At 60.2% G+C, this 16,997-nt stretch carries 12 protein-coding genes and 2 riboswitches; of the genes, 8 read left to right on the top strand and 4 right to left on the bottom strand.

Features of this window, described 5'->3' with window-relative positions; genetic code table 11:
* Positions 1-41 precede the first annotated feature (41 nt).
* Both cobN and cobW read right to left on the bottom strand, forming a co-directional pair.
* Complete coding sequence (gene cobN, locus ACYZT1_RS13325; RefSeq protein ID WP_462015189.1) at positions 42-3,920, bottom strand: cobaltochelatase subunit CobN; 3,879 nt, start codon at positions 3,918-3,920, stop codon at positions 42-44.
* 3 nt (positions 3,921-3,923) lie between these two features.
* A complete protein-coding gene (gene cobW, locus ACYZT1_RS13320; RefSeq protein WP_462015188.1) occupies positions 3,924-4,985 on the bottom strand; it encodes a cobalamin biosynthesis protein CobW in 1,062 nt (353 codons plus the stop codon).
* Positions 4,986-5,083: 98 nt separating this feature from the next.
* Positions 5,084-5,297: riboswitch (cobalamin riboswitch) on the bottom strand.
* Between the two features lie 268 nt (positions 5,298-5,565).
* Positions 5,566-5,791, top strand: a riboswitch (cobalamin riboswitch).
* A gap of 119 nt (positions 5,792-5,910) precedes the next feature.
* Between cobW and ACYZT1_RS13315 the strand changes: the two genes are divergently transcribed.
* The 4 genes from ACYZT1_RS13315 to cobM all read left to right on the top strand — a co-directional run bounded on the left by ACYZT1_RS13315 (position 5,911) and on the right by cobM (position 8,057).
* Complete coding sequence (locus tag ACYZT1_RS13315; protein WP_462015187.1) at positions 5,911-6,105, top strand: CbtB domain-containing protein; 195 nt, start codon at positions 5,911-5,913, stop codon at positions 6,103-6,105.
* A gap of 11 nt (positions 6,106-6,116) precedes the next feature.
* Complete coding sequence (locus tag ACYZT1_RS13310) at positions 6,117-6,821, top strand: CbtA family protein (RefSeq protein WP_462015186.1); 705 nt, start codon at positions 6,117-6,119, stop codon at positions 6,819-6,821.
* Positions 6,818-7,231 (top strand): cobalamin biosynthesis protein, encoded by a 414-nt coding sequence (locus tag ACYZT1_RS13305; RefSeq protein WP_462015185.1) that lies wholly within the window; start codon positions 6,818-6,820, stop codon positions 7,229-7,231. The genes ACYZT1_RS13310 and ACYZT1_RS13305 overlap by 4 nt, the downstream gene beginning before the upstream one ends.
* A gap of 79 nt (positions 7,232-7,310) precedes the next feature.
* Entirely contained in the window at positions 7,311-8,057 is a 747-nt protein-coding gene (gene cobM, locus ACYZT1_RS13300) for a precorrin-4 C(11)-methyltransferase (protein ID WP_462015184.1), read from the top strand.
* Between the two features lie 325 nt (positions 8,058-8,382).
* Here cobM and nfuA read toward each other — a convergent pair whose 3' ends face one another.
* Complete coding sequence (gene nfuA / locus ACYZT1_RS13295; RefSeq protein ID WP_007898222.1) at positions 8,383-8,967, bottom strand: Fe-S biogenesis protein NfuA; 585 nt, start codon at positions 8,965-8,967, stop codon at positions 8,383-8,385.
* Between the two features lie 57 nt (positions 8,968-9,024).
* Positions 9,025-10,059: an acyltransferase family protein gene (locus tag ACYZT1_RS13290; RefSeq protein ID WP_462015183.1), complete on the bottom strand. Its 1,035-nt coding sequence runs from the start codon at positions 10,057-10,059 to the stop codon at positions 9,025-9,027.
* Between the two features lie 262 nt (positions 10,060-10,321).
* Between ACYZT1_RS13290 and metH the strand changes: the two genes are divergently transcribed.
* The 4 genes from metH (at position 10,322) to ACYZT1_RS13270 (ending at position 16,948) form a co-directional block, all read left to right on the top strand.
* Complete coding sequence (gene metH / locus ACYZT1_RS13285) at positions 10,322-14,032, top strand: methionine synthase (protein WP_462015182.1); 3,711 nt, start codon at positions 10,322-10,324, stop codon at positions 14,030-14,032.
* Positions 14,033-14,139: 107 nt separating this feature from the next.
* Positions 14,140-14,358, top strand: coding sequence for a DUF2970 domain-containing protein (locus ACYZT1_RS13280; protein WP_462015181.1), 219 nt, complete (start codon positions 14,140-14,142; stop codon positions 14,356-14,358).
* 453 nt (positions 14,359-14,811) lie between these two features.
* Positions 14,812-16,470: a nitrite/sulfite reductase gene (locus ACYZT1_RS13275; protein ID WP_462015180.1), complete on the top strand. Its 1,659-nt coding sequence runs from the start codon at positions 14,812-14,814 to the stop codon at positions 16,468-16,470.
* Positions 16,454-16,948 (top strand): DUF934 domain-containing protein, encoded by a 495-nt coding sequence (locus tag ACYZT1_RS13270; protein WP_462015179.1) that lies wholly within the window; start codon positions 16,454-16,456, stop codon positions 16,946-16,948. The genes ACYZT1_RS13275 and ACYZT1_RS13270 overlap by 17 nt, the downstream gene beginning before the upstream one ends.
* Positions 16,949-16,997: the final 49 nt, after the last annotated feature.

Below are 16,997 nucleotides of genomic sequence, written 5' to 3'. Positions count from 1 at the left end.
CGTGTCAGCTGTGTTCTTCTCCCTAGGGAAACGTTGCCGTGTCAGCTGTCTTCTTCTATATCAAGCAGCAGGTTTTCCAGCGCCTCGCGGTACTCGCCCGGCTCCTGCCACATCCCCCGCTGCTGCGCTTCCAGCATCCGCTCGGTCATATCGCGCAGGGCGTGCGGATTGTGTTCACGGACAAAGTCCCGGGTCGCCGGGTCCAGCAGATACGCATCTGCGAGCAAGGCGTATTGATGATCATCGATCAACTGCGTGGTGGCGTCGAACGCGAACAAATTGTCGACGGTCGCCGCCAGTTCAAACGCGCCTTTGTAGCCGTGACGTTTCACCCCGTCGATCCATTTCGGGTTGGCCGCCCGGGAGCGGATCACCCGGTTCAGCTCTTCTTTCAAGGTGCGGATTTTCGGCAGGTCCGGTTGACTGTGATCACCGTGGTAACTGGCTGCCGCTTCCCCGCTGAGGCTTTCCACTGCCGCGAGCATGCCACCCTGAAACTGGTAATAGTCGTTGGAATCCAGCACGTCATGCTCGCGATTGTCCTGATTGTGCAGCACCGCTTGCACCTGACTCAGGCGCTGGGCGAACTGTTCGCGGGCGGCCGTGCCTTCGTCGCTGCCGCCATAAGCGTAGCCGCCCCAGTTCAGGTACACCTCGGCCAGATCCTCGCGGCTCTGCCACAGACGACCGTCGATAGCACCCTGCACGCCCGCACCATAAGCGCCGGGCTTGGCTCCAAAAATACGCCAGCCGGCCTGCCGCCTCGCAGCCTCGGTATCAAGGCCTGATTGCTGCAACGCTTCACGCTCGGCGCGAACCTTGGCCGCCAACGGATTAAGGTCGTCCGGTTCATCCAGCCCGGCGACGGCTTGCACCGCCGCATCGAACAGACGAATCAGATTGGCAAAGGCATCGCGAAAAAATCCGGAGACGCGCAACGTCACGTCCACCCGTGGCCGATCAAGGAGGCTCAGCGGCAGAATTTCGAAATCGTCGACGCGCTGACTGCCCGTCGCCCACACCGGACGCACGCCCATCAGCGCCATGGCCTGAGCGATGTCGTCGCCGCCGGTGCGCATCGTCGCCGTGCCCCACACCGACAAGCCGAGCTGACGCAGGTGATCACCGTGATCTTGCAAGTGTCGTTCGAGAATCAGGTTCGCCGACTGGAAACCGATGCGCCACGCTGTGGTGGTCGGCAGGTTGCGCACGTCCACCGAATAGAAATTGCGCCCGGTCGGCAGCACGTCCAGACGCCCGCGACTGGGCGCGCCGCTTGGCCCGGCCGGGACGAAGCGTCCGCTGAGAGCATCGAGCAGACCGTGCATTTCTGCGGGGCCGCAGGCGTCCAATCGCGGGGCGACGACTTCGCGGAGGTGGTCGAGGATTGCGTTGACCTCGGACCAATCACGTTCTTGTGGCAACAGGTTTTTGTGGTGAGGGGGCTTGCCCCCGTTGGGTCGCGAAGCGGCCCCAAGATCTGGGCCTGCTGCGCAGTCCAACGGGGGCAAGCCCCCTCGCCACAACGGCTCATTTTCTGGGAGATCAGTGTTGGCGATTAGCTCAGCCGCGAACAATTCCAAGCGTTCGCGGGTGTCCCCGGCGGTCCGCCACGGTTCATCGCTGATCGCTAACAGGGCTTCAGAACGCGGGCCTGACCACGGCTCGGCCAACGCACAATCCAGCGGATCAAATCCCAACTCGAAAGCATTGGCCAGTGCCCTCAGCAGACTCGACTGTGCGCCTCGGCCGTCGCCACGGGGAATTCGCAGCAACGCCAGCAAGGTATCAATGCGCAGACGCCCGCCCGGCGACTCGCCGAAAATGTGCAAGCCGTCGCGGATTTGCGACTCTTTCAAATCGCACAGATAAGTGTCGAGACGCGGCAGCCAGATGGCCGCATCGGCGTTGCTGTCGAGTCGCGCGTCCAGCTGCAATTCCCGGTCGATGTGCGTGTCGCGCACCAGCTGCAAAATGTCGCGCTGCAACTCGCGGGCGCGGCGCGGGTCGAGCAATTGCGCGTCGTAATATTCGTCTGCCAACAGTTCAAGATTACGCAACGGACCGTAGGTTTCGGCGCGGGTCAGCGGCGGCATCAGGTGATCGATGATCACCGCTTGCGTGCGGCGCTTGGCCTGTGCGCCCTCGCCCGGGTCATTGACGATAAACGGATAAACGTTCGGCATCGGCCCGAGCAACGCGTCCGGCCAGCAGTTGTGCGAAAGCCCGACGCCCTTGCCCGGCAGCCATTCCAGGTTGCCGTGTTTGCCGACATGGATCACCGCGTGGGCGCCGAAGGTGTGGCGCAGCCAGAAATAGAACGCCAGATAACCGTGCGGCGGCACCAGCTCGGGGTCGTGATACACCGCACTTGGGTCCACCTGATAACCCCGCGCCGGCTGAATACCGACAAAGGTCAGCCCCAGGCGCAAACCGGCGATCATCATGCGCCCGCCCCGGCACATCGGATCATTGCCCGGCGGCCCCCAGCGTTCGACCACGGCTTGGCGATTGACCGCCGGCAAGGCGTCAAACATCTGCTGGTATTCGTCCAGTGAGAGGCTTTGATGACAAGGACGCTGATCAAGGCTGTCGAGGTCATTACTGACGCCGCCGAGCAATTGCCGGATCAATGCAGTGCCGCTGTCTGGCAATTCGGCCGGCAGTGGATAACCTTGCTGATGCAACGCCCGCAGGATGTTCAGCGCCGCCGCCGGCGTATCGAGACCAACACCGTTGCCGATGCGCCCGTCGCGGGTCGGGTAATTGGCGAGGATCAACGCGATGCGTTTTTCAGCGTTGGGCACGCGCGCCAGATCAACCCAGCGCCGGGCCAGCTCTGCAACAAAATCCATGCGCTCGGGCTGGGCTCGATAGCACACCACATCCGACTGACTGCGCTCGCTGCGCCACGCCAGGTCCTTGAAGCTGATCGGACGGCTGATGATTCGTCCGTCCAGTTCCGGCAGCGCGATGTGCATCGCCAGGTCCCGAGGCCCGAGGCCCTGTTCGCTGGCACGCCAACCGGCTTCATTGTCCTGCGCGCAAATCGCCTGAATCACCGGAACATTACGGCGAAACGGCCGCAGGTGCGGTGCTTCCGGGCTGGATTGGGCAAATCCGGTGGTGTTGAGAATGACACTGGCGTCGACTTCATCGAGCCAGTCTTCGACCACTGTCAGGCAGCCGGATTCTTTCAGACTGGCGACGGCGATTGGCAATGGGTTCAGGCCGGCCGTTTGCAGACGCTGACAAAAAATATCGATGAACGCCGTGTTCGCCGCCTGCAAATGCGAGCGGTAAAACAACACGGCCGCCACCGCTTGATCGGGCCGCCATTGCGCTTGCCAGTCACTCAGGTTCGCCGGGCTTTTTTGCGGATGATAGATCGCGGTGCGCGGCAGGGTTTGTGGCTCGGCCCAAGCGTAATCGCGACCAAGCCAACTGCTCGCCAGGCAATGGAAGAAATCCAGAGCATTGGTCATGCCGCCCTGACGCAAGAACTGCCAGAGCCGATCGCGATCTGGCCCACTCACGGTGCTCAGGTCGCTGAGCTCCGGGTCCGGGCGATCATCGCCGGGCACCAGAATCAGCTGCACGCCGCGCGCGGCCAGCCCTACCAGTCGTTCGATGCCGTAGCGCCAGTAACCGATGCCGCCATGCAGGGAAATCAGAATGACCTTGGCGTGGCGCAGCACTTGATCGACATACAGATCGACTGACGCATGATTCTGCACCTGCATCGGATTGGCCAGGCGCACGCTCGGGTAATCATCGGGCAATTGCCGCGCCGCTTCCGCGAGCAACGCAAGGCTGGAGTCACCGCTGCACAGGATCACCAGTTCGGCGGGCGTCTGGCCAAGGTCGGCTATGTTGTCATCCGAGACAAAGCCGCCGGGTTGGGTCCTGAGCAGGTGCATGGCTTAAACGCTGAGCGCAGCGCGCAGTTGCGCTTCAAGCAAGGCGGCGTCGAGTTCCTGACCGATCAGCACCAGGCGCGTGGTGCGCACTTCGTCGGCGCCCCACTGGCGGTCGAAATGCTTGTCGAACCGCGTGCCCACGCCCTGAATCAGCAAGCGCATCGGTTTGTTCGCAATCGCCGCAAAGCCTTTCACGCGCAGGATGCCGTGTTTGACCACCAGTTGCGTCAGCGCATCCAGCAGCAGGCTTTCGTCGGCTTGCGGCAGTTCGATCGAGATGGAGTCGAAGGCGTCGTGATCGTGATCGTCTTCGCCTACATGGTGATGATCGTGATGGCTGTGGCGGCTGTCGATGTGCTCCTCAGAACCGGCGCCGAGGCCGATCAGTACGTCCAGTGGCACGCGGCCGCTGCTGGCTTCGATGACTTTGACGGCGGGCGGCAATTCTTCGGCAACTTCCAGGCGCACGCGGGCGAGGTCTTGAGGGCTGATCAGGTCGGCCTTGTTGAGGATGACCAGGTCGGCGCTCGCCAGTTGATCAGCGAACAATTCATGCAGCGGCGATTCGTGGTCCAGATTAGGGTCGAGTTTGCGCTGGGCATCGACTTGATCCGGGAACGCCGCGAAAGTACCGGCGGCCACGGCCGGGCTGTCGACCACGGTGATTACCGCGTCCACCGTGCAGGCGCTACGGATTTCCGGCCACTGGAACGCTTGCACCAAGGGTTTGGGCAGGGCCAGACCGGAGGTCTCGATGAGGATGTGGTCAAGGTCGCCGCGACGGGCGACCAGCTCCCGCATGACCGGGAAGAATTCTTCCTGAACGGTGCAGCACAGGCAGCCGTTGGCCAGTTCATAGACACGGCCGTTGGCTTCTTCTTCGGTGCAGCCGATGGAACATTGCTTGAGGATTTCGCCATCAATGCCCAGTTCGCCAAACTCGTTGACGATCACCGCAATGCGGCGGCCATGGGCGTTGTCGAGCATGTGCCGCAGCAAGGTGGTTTTGCCCGAGCCGAGGAAACCGGTGACGATGGTGACGGGAAGTTTGGCCAGTGTTTTCATCGGATGCCCTAACGCAAGGTGGCGGGCATACGGGACGACAATCGCAGCGACGCACGCGCGCGGAAGAGTTCGCCACCGGATCACCCCGCCCGGTTGTAGTGAGAATCTGTATCGAGGCAGGTCTCCTGGCTGACGGTGTGCCGGGCGTTGGGCCCAGCGTTCGCTGCGCCTTCCCGCGGATCCGTTGGACAGGACCTGCAGTGGCGTGGCAGCAAACAGCACCGTTCACAGTTGCGGGGGCAGCCGCGGCATTGACCGCGTTCCCTTCTTAGCTTCGGCAGCCGCCGAAGAACCTCGAACACGCAAGGCTACGCATGGTCTTGGGGCGGGTCAATGTTCGGGAGTGGTCGCCGACGATTGTGGTCAGGGGACTTGCCTGTATTGAAGGGCTTGCCTGTGATGAGGATTTTCCTGTGGCGAGGGGGCTTGCCCCCGTTCGGCGGCGAAGCCGTCGTCAGACCTGCTTGCGCGGTATGTCTGGAAGAATGATGGGGTCGCTTCGCAACCCAACGGGGGCAAGCCCCCTCGCCACAAAGATGAGAACCCATGCCAATTGACGCCCAACCCCCGCCCATGCTCTCCTACACGCCTAGTTACGGGTGCCCTTACAGGGTGAAACGGGAAACCGGTGAATCATGTGCTTTACTCAGAGCCATGTCAGTCCGGTGCTGCCCCCGCAACGGTAAGCGAGCGAAGCGTCAAATCCACTGTGCCGGATAGTCGGCATGGGAAGGTGATGCTTGCAGGTTCCGGTTGACGCCAAACCCCTCGTGAGCCCGGAGACCGGCCCGCAGCACACGGTGAGCATCACGCTCGCCGAATGACAAACCCGCGGTGGGCGGGCGCTGTTCGAGCCTCTGCGTGCCTGATTCGCGGGGTTTTTCATGCGCTCCATTCACCCGCTGACAGCCCAGAGGGATGCGCCATGTCGATCATCAGCAGCACCGGCAGCACTGCCGGGAAAAGCACCACCACAACCCTGACCCAACGCCTGGCCGCTGCCCTTTGCGCATCGATCCTTGGCATCTCTCTGGTGTATTTCGCCGGTTTCTCGCACATCCAGGCCGTGCACAACGCCGCCCACGATACCCGCCACAGCGCTGCCTTTCCGTGCCATTGAGACCTGCTGACATGATCAAGCGTATTGCGCAAACCGCAGGTTTTTCCGGACTGCTGGCGGCCCTGTTGCTGACTCTTCTGCAAAGTTTCTGGGTTTCGCCACTGATTACCCAGGCCGAGACGTACGAAAAATCCGAACCGGCTGCTGTTGAATTGCACGAACACACTGCCGGTGCTGCCGCACACACTCACGACGCCCAAGCCTGGGAACCGGAAGACGGCTGGCAGCGCGTGCTGTCCACCACCGGTGGCAACCTGGTGGTCGCTGTCGGTTTCGCGTTGATGCTCGCCGGTCTTTATACCCTGCGCGCGCCAACCCAAACCGCCCAGGGTCTGCTCTGGGGGCTGGCCGGTTATGCCACCTTCGTGCTCGCGCCGACCCTGGGCCTGCCACCGGAATTGCCGGGCACGGCCGCAGCCGATCTGGCCCAGCGCCAGGTCTGGTGGATCGGCACCGCTGCGTCCACGGCAGTTGGCATCGCGTTCATTGTGTTCAGCCGTCACTGGCTGATGAAAATCCTCGGCGTGGCGATCCTTGCCGTACCGCATGTGATCGGCGCGCCGCAGCCGGAGGTGCATTCGATGCTCGCCCCCAAAACGCTGGAAACGCAGTTTAAAATTGCATCACAACTCACCAATGTCGCGTTCTGGCTGGCCTTGGGCTTGATCAGCGCAGGGTTGTTCCGCCGCAACAGCGCGGGTCCGTACGACACATGACAAATGCCGGCGCGGCGCCGACATTAGTGGTCGGCCTGGGCTGCCAGCGCGGCTGCCCGCTCAGCACATTGCGGGCACTGCTGGATCAGGCCTTGCAAGCGCACCAGATCGGGCTTCATCAGATCAAGGCGTTGGCCACTATCGATTTGAAGCGTGAGGAAGCGGGCCTGATCGAACTGGCCGAGCAACTGGGGTTGCCCTTGATGTCTTTCAGTAGCGAACAGTTGGCCGGCTACCAACTGCAACTCAGTCACCGTTCACAGATCGCGTTCGAGCGTACTGGCTGCTACGGCGTAGCGGAAAGTGCAGCGCTCGCCTTGGCCGAACAGCTGACTCAGGCTCCGGCGAAGCTGCTGATTTGCCGGCAAAAATACGCACAAGCCACGCTCGCCCTGGCAGGCGCCGCTTAAAAAACCTGAAAATCCGCTTTTTGATCATGAGCGTTCTTCATCTGAAGCGCTGCCGCCCTCTTTTTGACAGGAACCGACGATGACCGTCTATTTCATTGGCGCAGGTCCCGGCGATCCGGAATTGATTACCGTCAAAGGCCAGCGGCTGATCCGAAGTTGCCCAGTGATCATTTACGCTGGCTCGCTGGTACCGGCGGCGGTACTCGAAGGTCATCAGGCTGAACAAGTGGTCAACAGCGCCGAGCTGCACCTGGAACAGATCATTGAGCTGATCAAGAGCGCGCATGCCCAAGGTCACAACGTCGCCCGCGTACACTCCGGCGATCCGGGTCTGTACGGCGCCATCGGCGAACAGATACGTTACTTGCGCGAGCTCGACATTCCGTTCGAGATCATTCCCGGCGTTACCGCCACCGCCGCGTGTGCGGCGCTGCTGGGGGCTGAGCTGACGCTGCCGGACGTGTCGCAAAGCGTGATTCTGACGCGGTACGCCGACAAGACGGCCATGCCGGCCGGTGAGGAGTTGGGCCGTCTGGCGCAGCATGGCGCGACCATGGCGATCCATCTGGGGATCAATCACCTTGATAAGATTCTGCTCGAATTGCTGCCGCACTATGGCGCGGACTGCCCCATCGCGGTGGTTCATCGGGCAACCTGGCCGGATCAGGATTGGGTGGTGGGAACCCTTGCCGACATTGCGGCAAAGGTAAAAGCCAAAGGGTTCCGCCGCACGGCGTTGATCCTGGTGGGTCGGGTGCTGGGCAGTGATCAGTTCAGCGAATCGTCGCTGTACCGCGTCGGGCATGCGCACCTTTTCAGGCCATAAGCAAAACACACCTTTGTGGTAAGACCGCTTCCTGTGGCGAGGGGGCTTGCCCCCGTTCGGCGGCGAAGCCGTCGCATGATCTGCTGGCGGGCATTGGCTGGCGAAAAGAATGGGGCTGCTTCGCAGCCCAACGGGGGCAAGCCCCCTCGCCACAGACGAGCCTCATTCCACAGTTAAGCCCCTCGCCACAGTTAAGCCCTCGCCACATGTAAGCTCACTTGCCAAAGTAAGCTCACTCGCCACAGCGGACCATGGGTAACCGGGCACCCATAAAAAAACGGCACTCACGGTTGCCGTTTTTTGGTTTCTGCAGCGAACACCTTATTCAGTAGTAGGCGTTTTCTTTCTGCGTATGGTCCGTCACATCGCGGACACCCTTCAATTCAGGAATGCGCTCGAGCAAGGTGCGCTCGATGCCTTCGCGAAGGGTAACGTCGGCCTGACCGCAGCCCTGGCAGCCACCGCCAAACTTCAGCACGGCGATGCCGTCTTCAACCACATCGATCAGGCTGACCTGACCGCCGTGGCTCGCGAGCCCCGGGTTGATTTCGGTTTGCAGGTAATAGTTGATACGCTCGTTGACCGGGCTGTCGGCGTTGACCATCGGTACTTTGGCGTTTGGCGCCTTGATGGTCAGCTGCCCCCCCATTCGGTCGGTGGCGTAGTCGACCACCGCGTCGTCCAGAAAGGCTTCGCTGAACGAATCGATGTAAGCGGTGAAGCTTTTCAGCCCCAGCGCGGTGTCTTCGGGTTTCTCTTCGCCCGGCTTGCAGTAGGCAATGCAGGTTTCGGCGTACTGGGTGCCAGGCTGGGTGATGAAAACGCGGATGCCGATGCCCGGGGTGTTCTGCTTGGAGAGCAGATCAGCCAGGTAATCGTGAGCGGCGTCGGTAATGGTAATAGCGGTCATGGAAACTCCTCGCAGGCTTGGGCGCAGTTTACGCCAATCATCGCGCGGGACAAAGTCCTAGTATTTTTGTCGGGAAAGCGCAAGCTCACTACGCTCAGAGGATTGGCCATCAACGCGGGATTTAAGCCACCGATAGCTGCTTTGTTCCACCCAGATATAACTGGCCCAGGACCCCACACCAATCGTCGCCACGCACACAGCGAACATCACGTAAGGATTCACCTCGTAACGCTGTGCGATGAATCCACCTGCGGACAGCACCAACACATGCATCAGGTACACCGAGTAGGAACAATCGCCCAACAGCTTGAACAAGCGACTGTGCTCGAAAAAACGCTCCAGCGACATGCAGGCCATCACCAGCACCGCGCTGGGCAATCCCCAGGTCACCAATCGCGGCTGCGGCGGCAGGTGATAAATCGCCAGCACTGCCACGCCAATGCTCAACAATGGCAGCCATAAACCAGGTTTGATCCAGCCGCGCCGGTAGATCATGCCGATGGCGATCCCCAGCAGGAACTCATAAACGATGTCCGAACGATAAAACTGACTGATCCAGCCGTAGCCTGTCCACGCCTGACATACCGCAAACAGCAGTGCCGCGACGATCAGCAGGCGCGCTTGCAGGCGGAACAACAGCGCCCAGGCAAACAGCACGTAGAATAGTATTTCGTAGTTGAGGGTCCAGCCGACATTGAGCGTCGGATAAATCCCGTAGCCGCCCGGGTTCGCGGTAGGAATAAACAGCAACGATTGCAGGAAATGTAACCAGCTGACCGTCTGATCCGGCACCAACGGCTGGGCGAATACCACCAGCAACGCCATCAGCACCGTGTACAACCAATACGCCGGCACGATGCGGAACAAGCGATACAGCAGAAAACGTCCGGGCGGCAGCGATTTGCCCTCGGTCGACAGGAAGATCACCAAACCGCTAATGACGAAGAAAATGTCGACGCCCACCGCGCCCTTGTCGATAAACAGCTGACCAATCGGCCCGTGGGCCTTGAAGTCGAAAAAAATCTGCATGAAATGGTGGCAAACCACCGTCCAGGCTGCGAGTGCACGCAATGCCTGTACTGAAATCAACATTGATGGCTCCCAGTCGGTCCGCGAATTCCCGCAGATCTCTGTAGGATCGGCGGTGTCCATAGCCTCCGACACCGGGCAGTGTTCAAAGGTCGATTGAAAGACTCCCGAAGCAGCAGTTCATGTCCAACACCCCTCTTCGATCGGATCGAGACAGTGCCTTCCTCAACATGAGCGATATTCATGCAAAAACGCACCATGCTCAAAAACCGCACAGGTTTGTTATGATCCCGCCCCTTCGTCATGGTCTTTTCGAGTAGTCCCAATGTCCGATCGCAGTGTTCGCCTTCAAGCTCTCAAGCACGCCCTCAAAGAGCGCATCCTGATTCTCGACGGCGGCATGGGTACGATGATCCAGAGCTACAAGCTCGAAGAGCAGGATTACCGTGGCAAACGCTTCGCCGACTGGCCGAGCGACGTCAAGGGCAACAACGACTTGTTGGTGCTGACCCGCCCGGACGTGATCGGCTCGATCGAGAAAGCCTACCTGGATGCCGGCGCCGACATTCTTGAAACCAACACCTTCAACGCGACCCAGGTTTCGCTGGCTGACTACGGCATGCAAGGCCTGGCGTACGAACTGAACGTGGAAGGCGCACGCCTTGCGCGCAAGGTGGCCGACGCCAAGACACTGGAGACCCCGGACAAGCCGCGCTTCGTCGCCGGCGTGATCGGGCCGACCAGCCGCACTTGCTCATTGTCGCCGGACGTCAACAATCCCGGCTATCGCAACGTGACCTTCGATGAATTGGTGGAGAACTACACCGAGGCCACCAAAGGCCTGATCGAAGGCGGCGCCGACCTGATTCTGATCGAAACCATTTTCGACACCCTCAATGCCAAAGCCGCGATCTTCGCCGTGCAAGGGGTGTTCGAAGAACTGGGCATCGAACTGCCAATCATGATTTCGGGGACCATCACCGATGCCTCCGGCCGCACCTTGTCGGGCCAGACCACCGAAGCGTTCTGGAACTCAGTGGCGCACGCCAAACCGATTTCGGTCGGCTTGAACTGCGCCCTCGGTGCCAGCGAACTGCGTCCGTACCTCGAAGAGCTGTCGAACAAGGCCAGCACCCATGTTTCCGCGCACCCCAACGCCGGCCTGCCAAACGAATTCGGCGAATACGACGAACTGCCATCGGAAACCGCCAAGGTCATCGAAGAGTTCGCTCAAAGCGGTTTCCTCAATATCGTCGGCGGTTGCTGCGGGACCACGCCGGGCCATATCGAAGCCATCGCCAAAGCCGTGGCCGGTTACGCACCGCGTGAAATCCCGGACATCCCCAAGGCCTGCCGCCTCTCGGGCCTGGAGCCGTTCACCATCGATCGCAGCTCGTTGTTCGTCAATGTCGGCGAGCGCACCAACATCACGGGATCGGCCAAATTCGCCCGCCTGATCCGCGAAGACAACTACACCGAAGCCCTTGAAGTTGCACTGCAGCAGGTCGAAGCCGGCGCGCAGATCATCGACATCAACATGGACGAGGGCATGCTCGATTCGAAGAAGGCGATGGTCACCTTCCTCAATCTGATTGCCGGGGAGCCGGACATCTCCCGCGTGCCGATCATGATCGATTCGTCGAAATGGGAAGTCATCGAAGCCGGCCTCAAGTGCATTCAGGGCAAAGGCATCGTCAACTCGATCAGCATGAAAGAAGGCGTCGAGCAGTTCATTCACCACGCCAGGCTGTGCAAGCGCTATGGCGCTGCCGTAGTGGTGATGGCGTTCGACGAAGCCGGTCAGGCCGATACCGAAGCGCGCAAAAAAGAAATCTGCAAACGCTCCTACGACATTCTGGTCAACGAAGTCGGCTTCCCGCCGGAAGACATCATTTTCGACCCGAACATCTTCGCCGTGGCCACCGGTATCGAAGAACACAACAACTACGCCGTGGACTTCATCAATGCCTGTGCTTACATCCGCGATGAACTGCCATATGCGTTGACGTCGGGCGGCGTGTCCAACGTGTCGTTCTCGTTCCGCGGCAACAACCCGGTCCGCGAGGCGATTCACTCGGTTTTCCTGCTGTACGCGATCCGTAATGGCCTGACCATGGGCATCGTCAACGCCGGTCAGCTGGAGATCTACGACCAGATCCCGGCGGAACTGCGCGAAGCCGTCGAAGACGTGATCCTCAACCGCACCCCTGAAGGCACCGACGCCCTCCTCGCCATCGCCGACAAGTACAAGGGCGATGGCAGCGTCAAGGAAGCCGAAACCGAAGAGTGGCGCAACTGGGAGGTCAACAAGCGCCTCGAGCATGCGCTGGTCAAAGGCATCACCACGCACATCGTCGAAGACACCGAAGAATCGCGCCTGTCGTTCGCCCGCCCGATCGAAGTGATCGAAGGCCCGCTGATGTCCGGCATGAACATCGTCGGCGACCTGTTCGGGGCCGGCAAAATGTTCCTGCCGCAAGTGGTCAAATCCGCCCGCGTGATGAAGCAGGCCGTGGCACATTTAATCCCGTTCATCGAGCTGGAAAAACGCGACAAGCCGGAAGCCAAGGGCAAGATCCTGATGGCCACGGTGAAAGGCGATGTGCACGACATCGGCAAGAACATCGTCGGTGTGGTGCTCGGCTGCAACGGCTACGACATTGTCGACCTGGGCGTGATGGTGCCGGCGGAGAAAATCCTCCAGGTGGCCAAGGAGCAGAAGTGCGACATCATCGGCCTGTCCGGTCTGATCACACCGTCGCTGGATGAAATGGTCCACGTCGCGCGCGAGATGCAGCGTCAGGATTTCCATCTGCCGTTAATGATCGGCGGCGCCACCACTTCCAAAGCGCACACGGCGGTGAAGATCGAGCCGAAGTACAGCAACGACGCGGTTATTTATGTCACCGACGCATCCCGCGCGGTCGGCGTGGCGACGCAATTGCTGTCGAAAGAATTGAAAGCCGGCTTCGTCGAAAAAACCCGTCTGGACTACATCGACGTGCGCGAACGCACCGCCAACCGCAGTGCCCGCACCGAGCGCCTGAGCTACCCGGTGGCGATTGCCAAGAAGCCGCAATTCGACTGGAGCACCTACGCGCCGGTCAAGCCGACGTTTACCGGCTCCAAAGTGCTCGACAACATCGACCTGAAAGTCCTCGCTGAATACATCGACTGGACGCCATTCTTCATTTCCTGGGACCTGGCCGGCAAATTCCCGCGCATCCTGCAGGACGAAGTGGTCGGTGAAGCCGCCACCGCGCTGTACGCCGACGCTCAGGAAATGCTCGCCAAACTGATCGACGAAAAACTGATCAGTGCCCGCGCAGTCTTTGGTTTCTGGCCAGCCAATCAGGTGCGCGACGACGATATCGAAGTGTATGGCGACGACGGCAAGCCGTTGGCCCGACTGCATCACTTGCGCCAGCAGATCATCAAGACCGACGGCAAGCCAAACTTTTCCCTGGCGGACTTCGTGGCCCCCAAAGACAGCGAGATCACTGACTACGTCGGCGGCTTCATCACCACCGCCGGCATTGGTGCCGAAGAAGTGGCCAAGGCGTATCAGGACGCTGGCGACGATTACAACTCGATCATGGTCAAGGCCTTGGCCGACCGCCTGGCGGAAGCCTGCGCCGAGTGGCTGCACCAGCAGGTGCGCAAGGATTACTGGGGTTACGCCAAGGACGAGTCGCTCGATAACGAAGCGCTGATCAAGGAGCAATACACCGGCATCCGCCCTGCTCCGGGCTACCCGGCGTGCCCGGATCACACCGAGAAGTCGACACTGTTTGCATTGCTCGACCCTGAAGCGAGTGAGATGAAAGCAGGTCGCAGCGGCGTGTTCCTCACCGAGCACTACGCGATGTTCCCGGCAGCAGCGGTCAGTGGCTGGTATTTCGCTCATCCGCAGGCGCAATACTTCGCCGTCGGCAAAATCGACAAGGACCAGGTGCACAGTTATACGTCGCGCAAGGGTCAGGAATTGAGTGTGACCGAACGCTGGCTGGCGCCGAACCTGGGTTACGACAACTAACCTGTTCCATTGGCCACAATTTTGTGGCCAACGCACCGCCCTGTGGGAGCGCCAGTCTTGGGTGAGTTGTCTATGCTGACGCTTCACCCACACGGGACGAGGGACTTATGGACGATCCAGCATATCACAAACCGCCCACCCTGTGGCAGATGGTGCACAGTGTCCTGGCGGCCGCGCTCGGGGTGCAGAGCGGGAAAAATCGCGAACGGGATTTCACCCACGGCAAGCCGAGTCACTTTGTGATGCTGGGGGTGCTGTTCACGGCGCTGTTTGCGCTGGCACTGTTTGGCATTGTCACACTGGTGGTGCATCTGGCGGGAACTTGAGTCAGCCCGGCAACGGCCTTATGACCGTCGCCCGGACACTGTCGATTATTGGTGACTGACCCAGAACACTGCCGTGCCCACCACCAGCACGATCAGAAACAAAATGGCCCAGGCATCGACCGTACTGTCAGGCTTTGTAGCTTTGGTAGGGTTGCTCATTGCATCGCCTCTTGTCGGTTTTATCGGTGATTGCATAAAGACTCGATCACAGTAAAGACGAGGATTGCCCGCACCACAAATGTGGGTTTATCGACATTGCATGTCGTTAGTCTTTTTAGTTCTTTACATATATTCAAACATCACTTTTGCGCATAACTCCAAACTGGTATCTTGCCCCGGCTCCGTAGGGAGTGCGCGGCCGTGCGCGCAGAATTGCCGAGGCAGTATCGGAAACTTCAGCAAGCGAAAAACGCCACTGGATCCGACCGGCCCAAGCCTGAGAACAGGACTTATATGTACGTATACGACGAGTACGATCAGCGGATCATCGAGGACCGCGTCAAGCAGTTCCGTGATCAGACCCGACGCTATCTGGCAGGCGAGCTGAGCGAAGAAGAATTCCGCCCTCTGCGCTTGCAAAACGGGCTTTATATCCAGCGTTTTGCGCCGATGTTGCGCGTGGCGGTGCCTTACGGCCAACTGACTTCGCGCCAGACGCGAATGATGGCCAAGGTCGCCCGCGACTACGACAAGGGCTACGCCCACATCAGTACCCGGCAGAACGTGCAGTTCAACTGGCCGGCACTGGAAGACATTCCCGATATTCTGGCTGAGCTGGCGACTGTGCAGATGCACGCGATCCAGACCAGCGGCAACTGCCTGCGCAACGTCACCACCGACCAGTTCGCCGGTGTCGCAGCCGATGAGCTGATCGACCCGCGCCCCTGGTGCGAGATTGTCCGTCAGTGGACCACGTTCCACCCGGAATTCGCCTACCTGCCGCGCAAGTTCAAAATTGCCATCAACGGTTCAACATCCGACCGTGCCGCCATCGAAGTCCACGACATTGGCCTGGAGCCGGTACACAACGCCGCCGGCGAGCTGGGTTTCCGTGTGCTGGTGGGTGGTGGCCTCGGCCGTACGCCGGTGGTAGGTGCGTTCATCAACGAATTCCTGCCGTGGCAAGACCTGTTGAGTTATCTCGACGCCATCCTGCGTGTCTACAATCGCTATGGCCGTCGCGACAACAAGTACAAGGCGCGGATCAAGATTCTGGTCAAAGCCCTGACGCCTGAAGTGTTCGCGCAAAAGGTCGATGCCGAGATGGAACACCTTCGCGGTGGCCAGACCACGCTGACCGAAGCAGAAGTGCATCGCGTCGCCAAGCACTTCGTGGACCCTGAATACAAGGCGCTGGACAACCTGTCGGCCGAACTCGCCGAACTCGACCGGCAGCACCCAGGCTTCGCCCGCTGGCGCAGCCGCAACACCCTGGCGCACAAGAAGCCGGGTTATGTTGCCGTCACCCTGTCGCTGAAGCCGACCGGCGTTGCACCCGGTGACATCACTGACAAGCAGCTCGACGCCGTCGCCGATCTGGCTGACCGTTACTCGTTCGGCCAGCTGCGCACGTCCCACGAACAGAACATCATTCTCGCTGACGTCGAACAAAGTCAGTTGTTCGCCATGTGGGGCGAATTGCGCGAGCAAGGTTTTGCAACACCGAACATTGGCTTGCTGACCGACATCATCTGCTGCCCGGGCGGCGATTTCTGCTCGCTGGCCAACGCCAAATCGATCCCGATCGCCGAATCCATCCAGCGTCGTTTCGACAATCTGGACTACCTGTTCGACATCGGCGAGCTGGACCTGAACATCTCCGGTTGCATGAACGCCTGCGGTCATCACCACGTCGGCCACATCGGCATTCTCGGTGTCGACAAGAAAGGCGAAGAGTTCTACCAGGTTTCCCTCGGCGGCAGTGCCAGCCGTGATGCGAGCCTGGGCAAGATCCTCGGCCCGTCCTTCGCCCAGGAAGCCATGCCTGACGTGATCGAGAAGCTGATCAACGTGTACGTCGAACAACGTACCGAAGACGAGCGCTTCATCGATACCTATCAGCGTATTGGCATCGACCTCTTCAAGGAACGCGTCTATGCAGCGAATCATTAAAAACAACGAAGTCGTCGACGAAACCTGGCACTTGCTGCCAAAGGACTTCAGCATCGACGAAATCACCAACTGCGACGACTACATCGTTCCGCTGCAACTGTGGCGTGAACACAGCCGCATGCTCAAGGCCCGCGATGGCGGCCTCGGTGTGTGGCTGGATGCTGACGAAGAAGCGGAAGAGATCGGTGATGACGTCGACGAGTTCGAGGTGATTGCCCTGAATTTCCCGGCTTTCACCGATGGGCGCAACTACTCCAACGCTCGCTTGCTGCGTGATCGCTATGGCTTCAAAGGCGAATTACGAGCGATTGGCGATGTGTTGCGTGATCAGCTGTTCTACCTGCATCGCTGCGGCTTTGATGCATTCGCGATTCGTCCTGACAAAGATCCGTACGAAGCCCTCGAAGGCCTCAAGGACTTCTCGGTGACCTATCAGGCCGCCACCGACGAACCGCTGCCGCTGTTCCGTCGCCGTTAATCGCTGCTCATGAAAAAGCCCTGAACCGGACATCCGGTCCAGGGCTTTT

The sequence above is a fragment of the Pseudomonas sp. PB3P13 genome, assembly GCF_054897735.1.
This window is presented reverse-complemented; position numbering and strand designations above follow the sequence as displayed.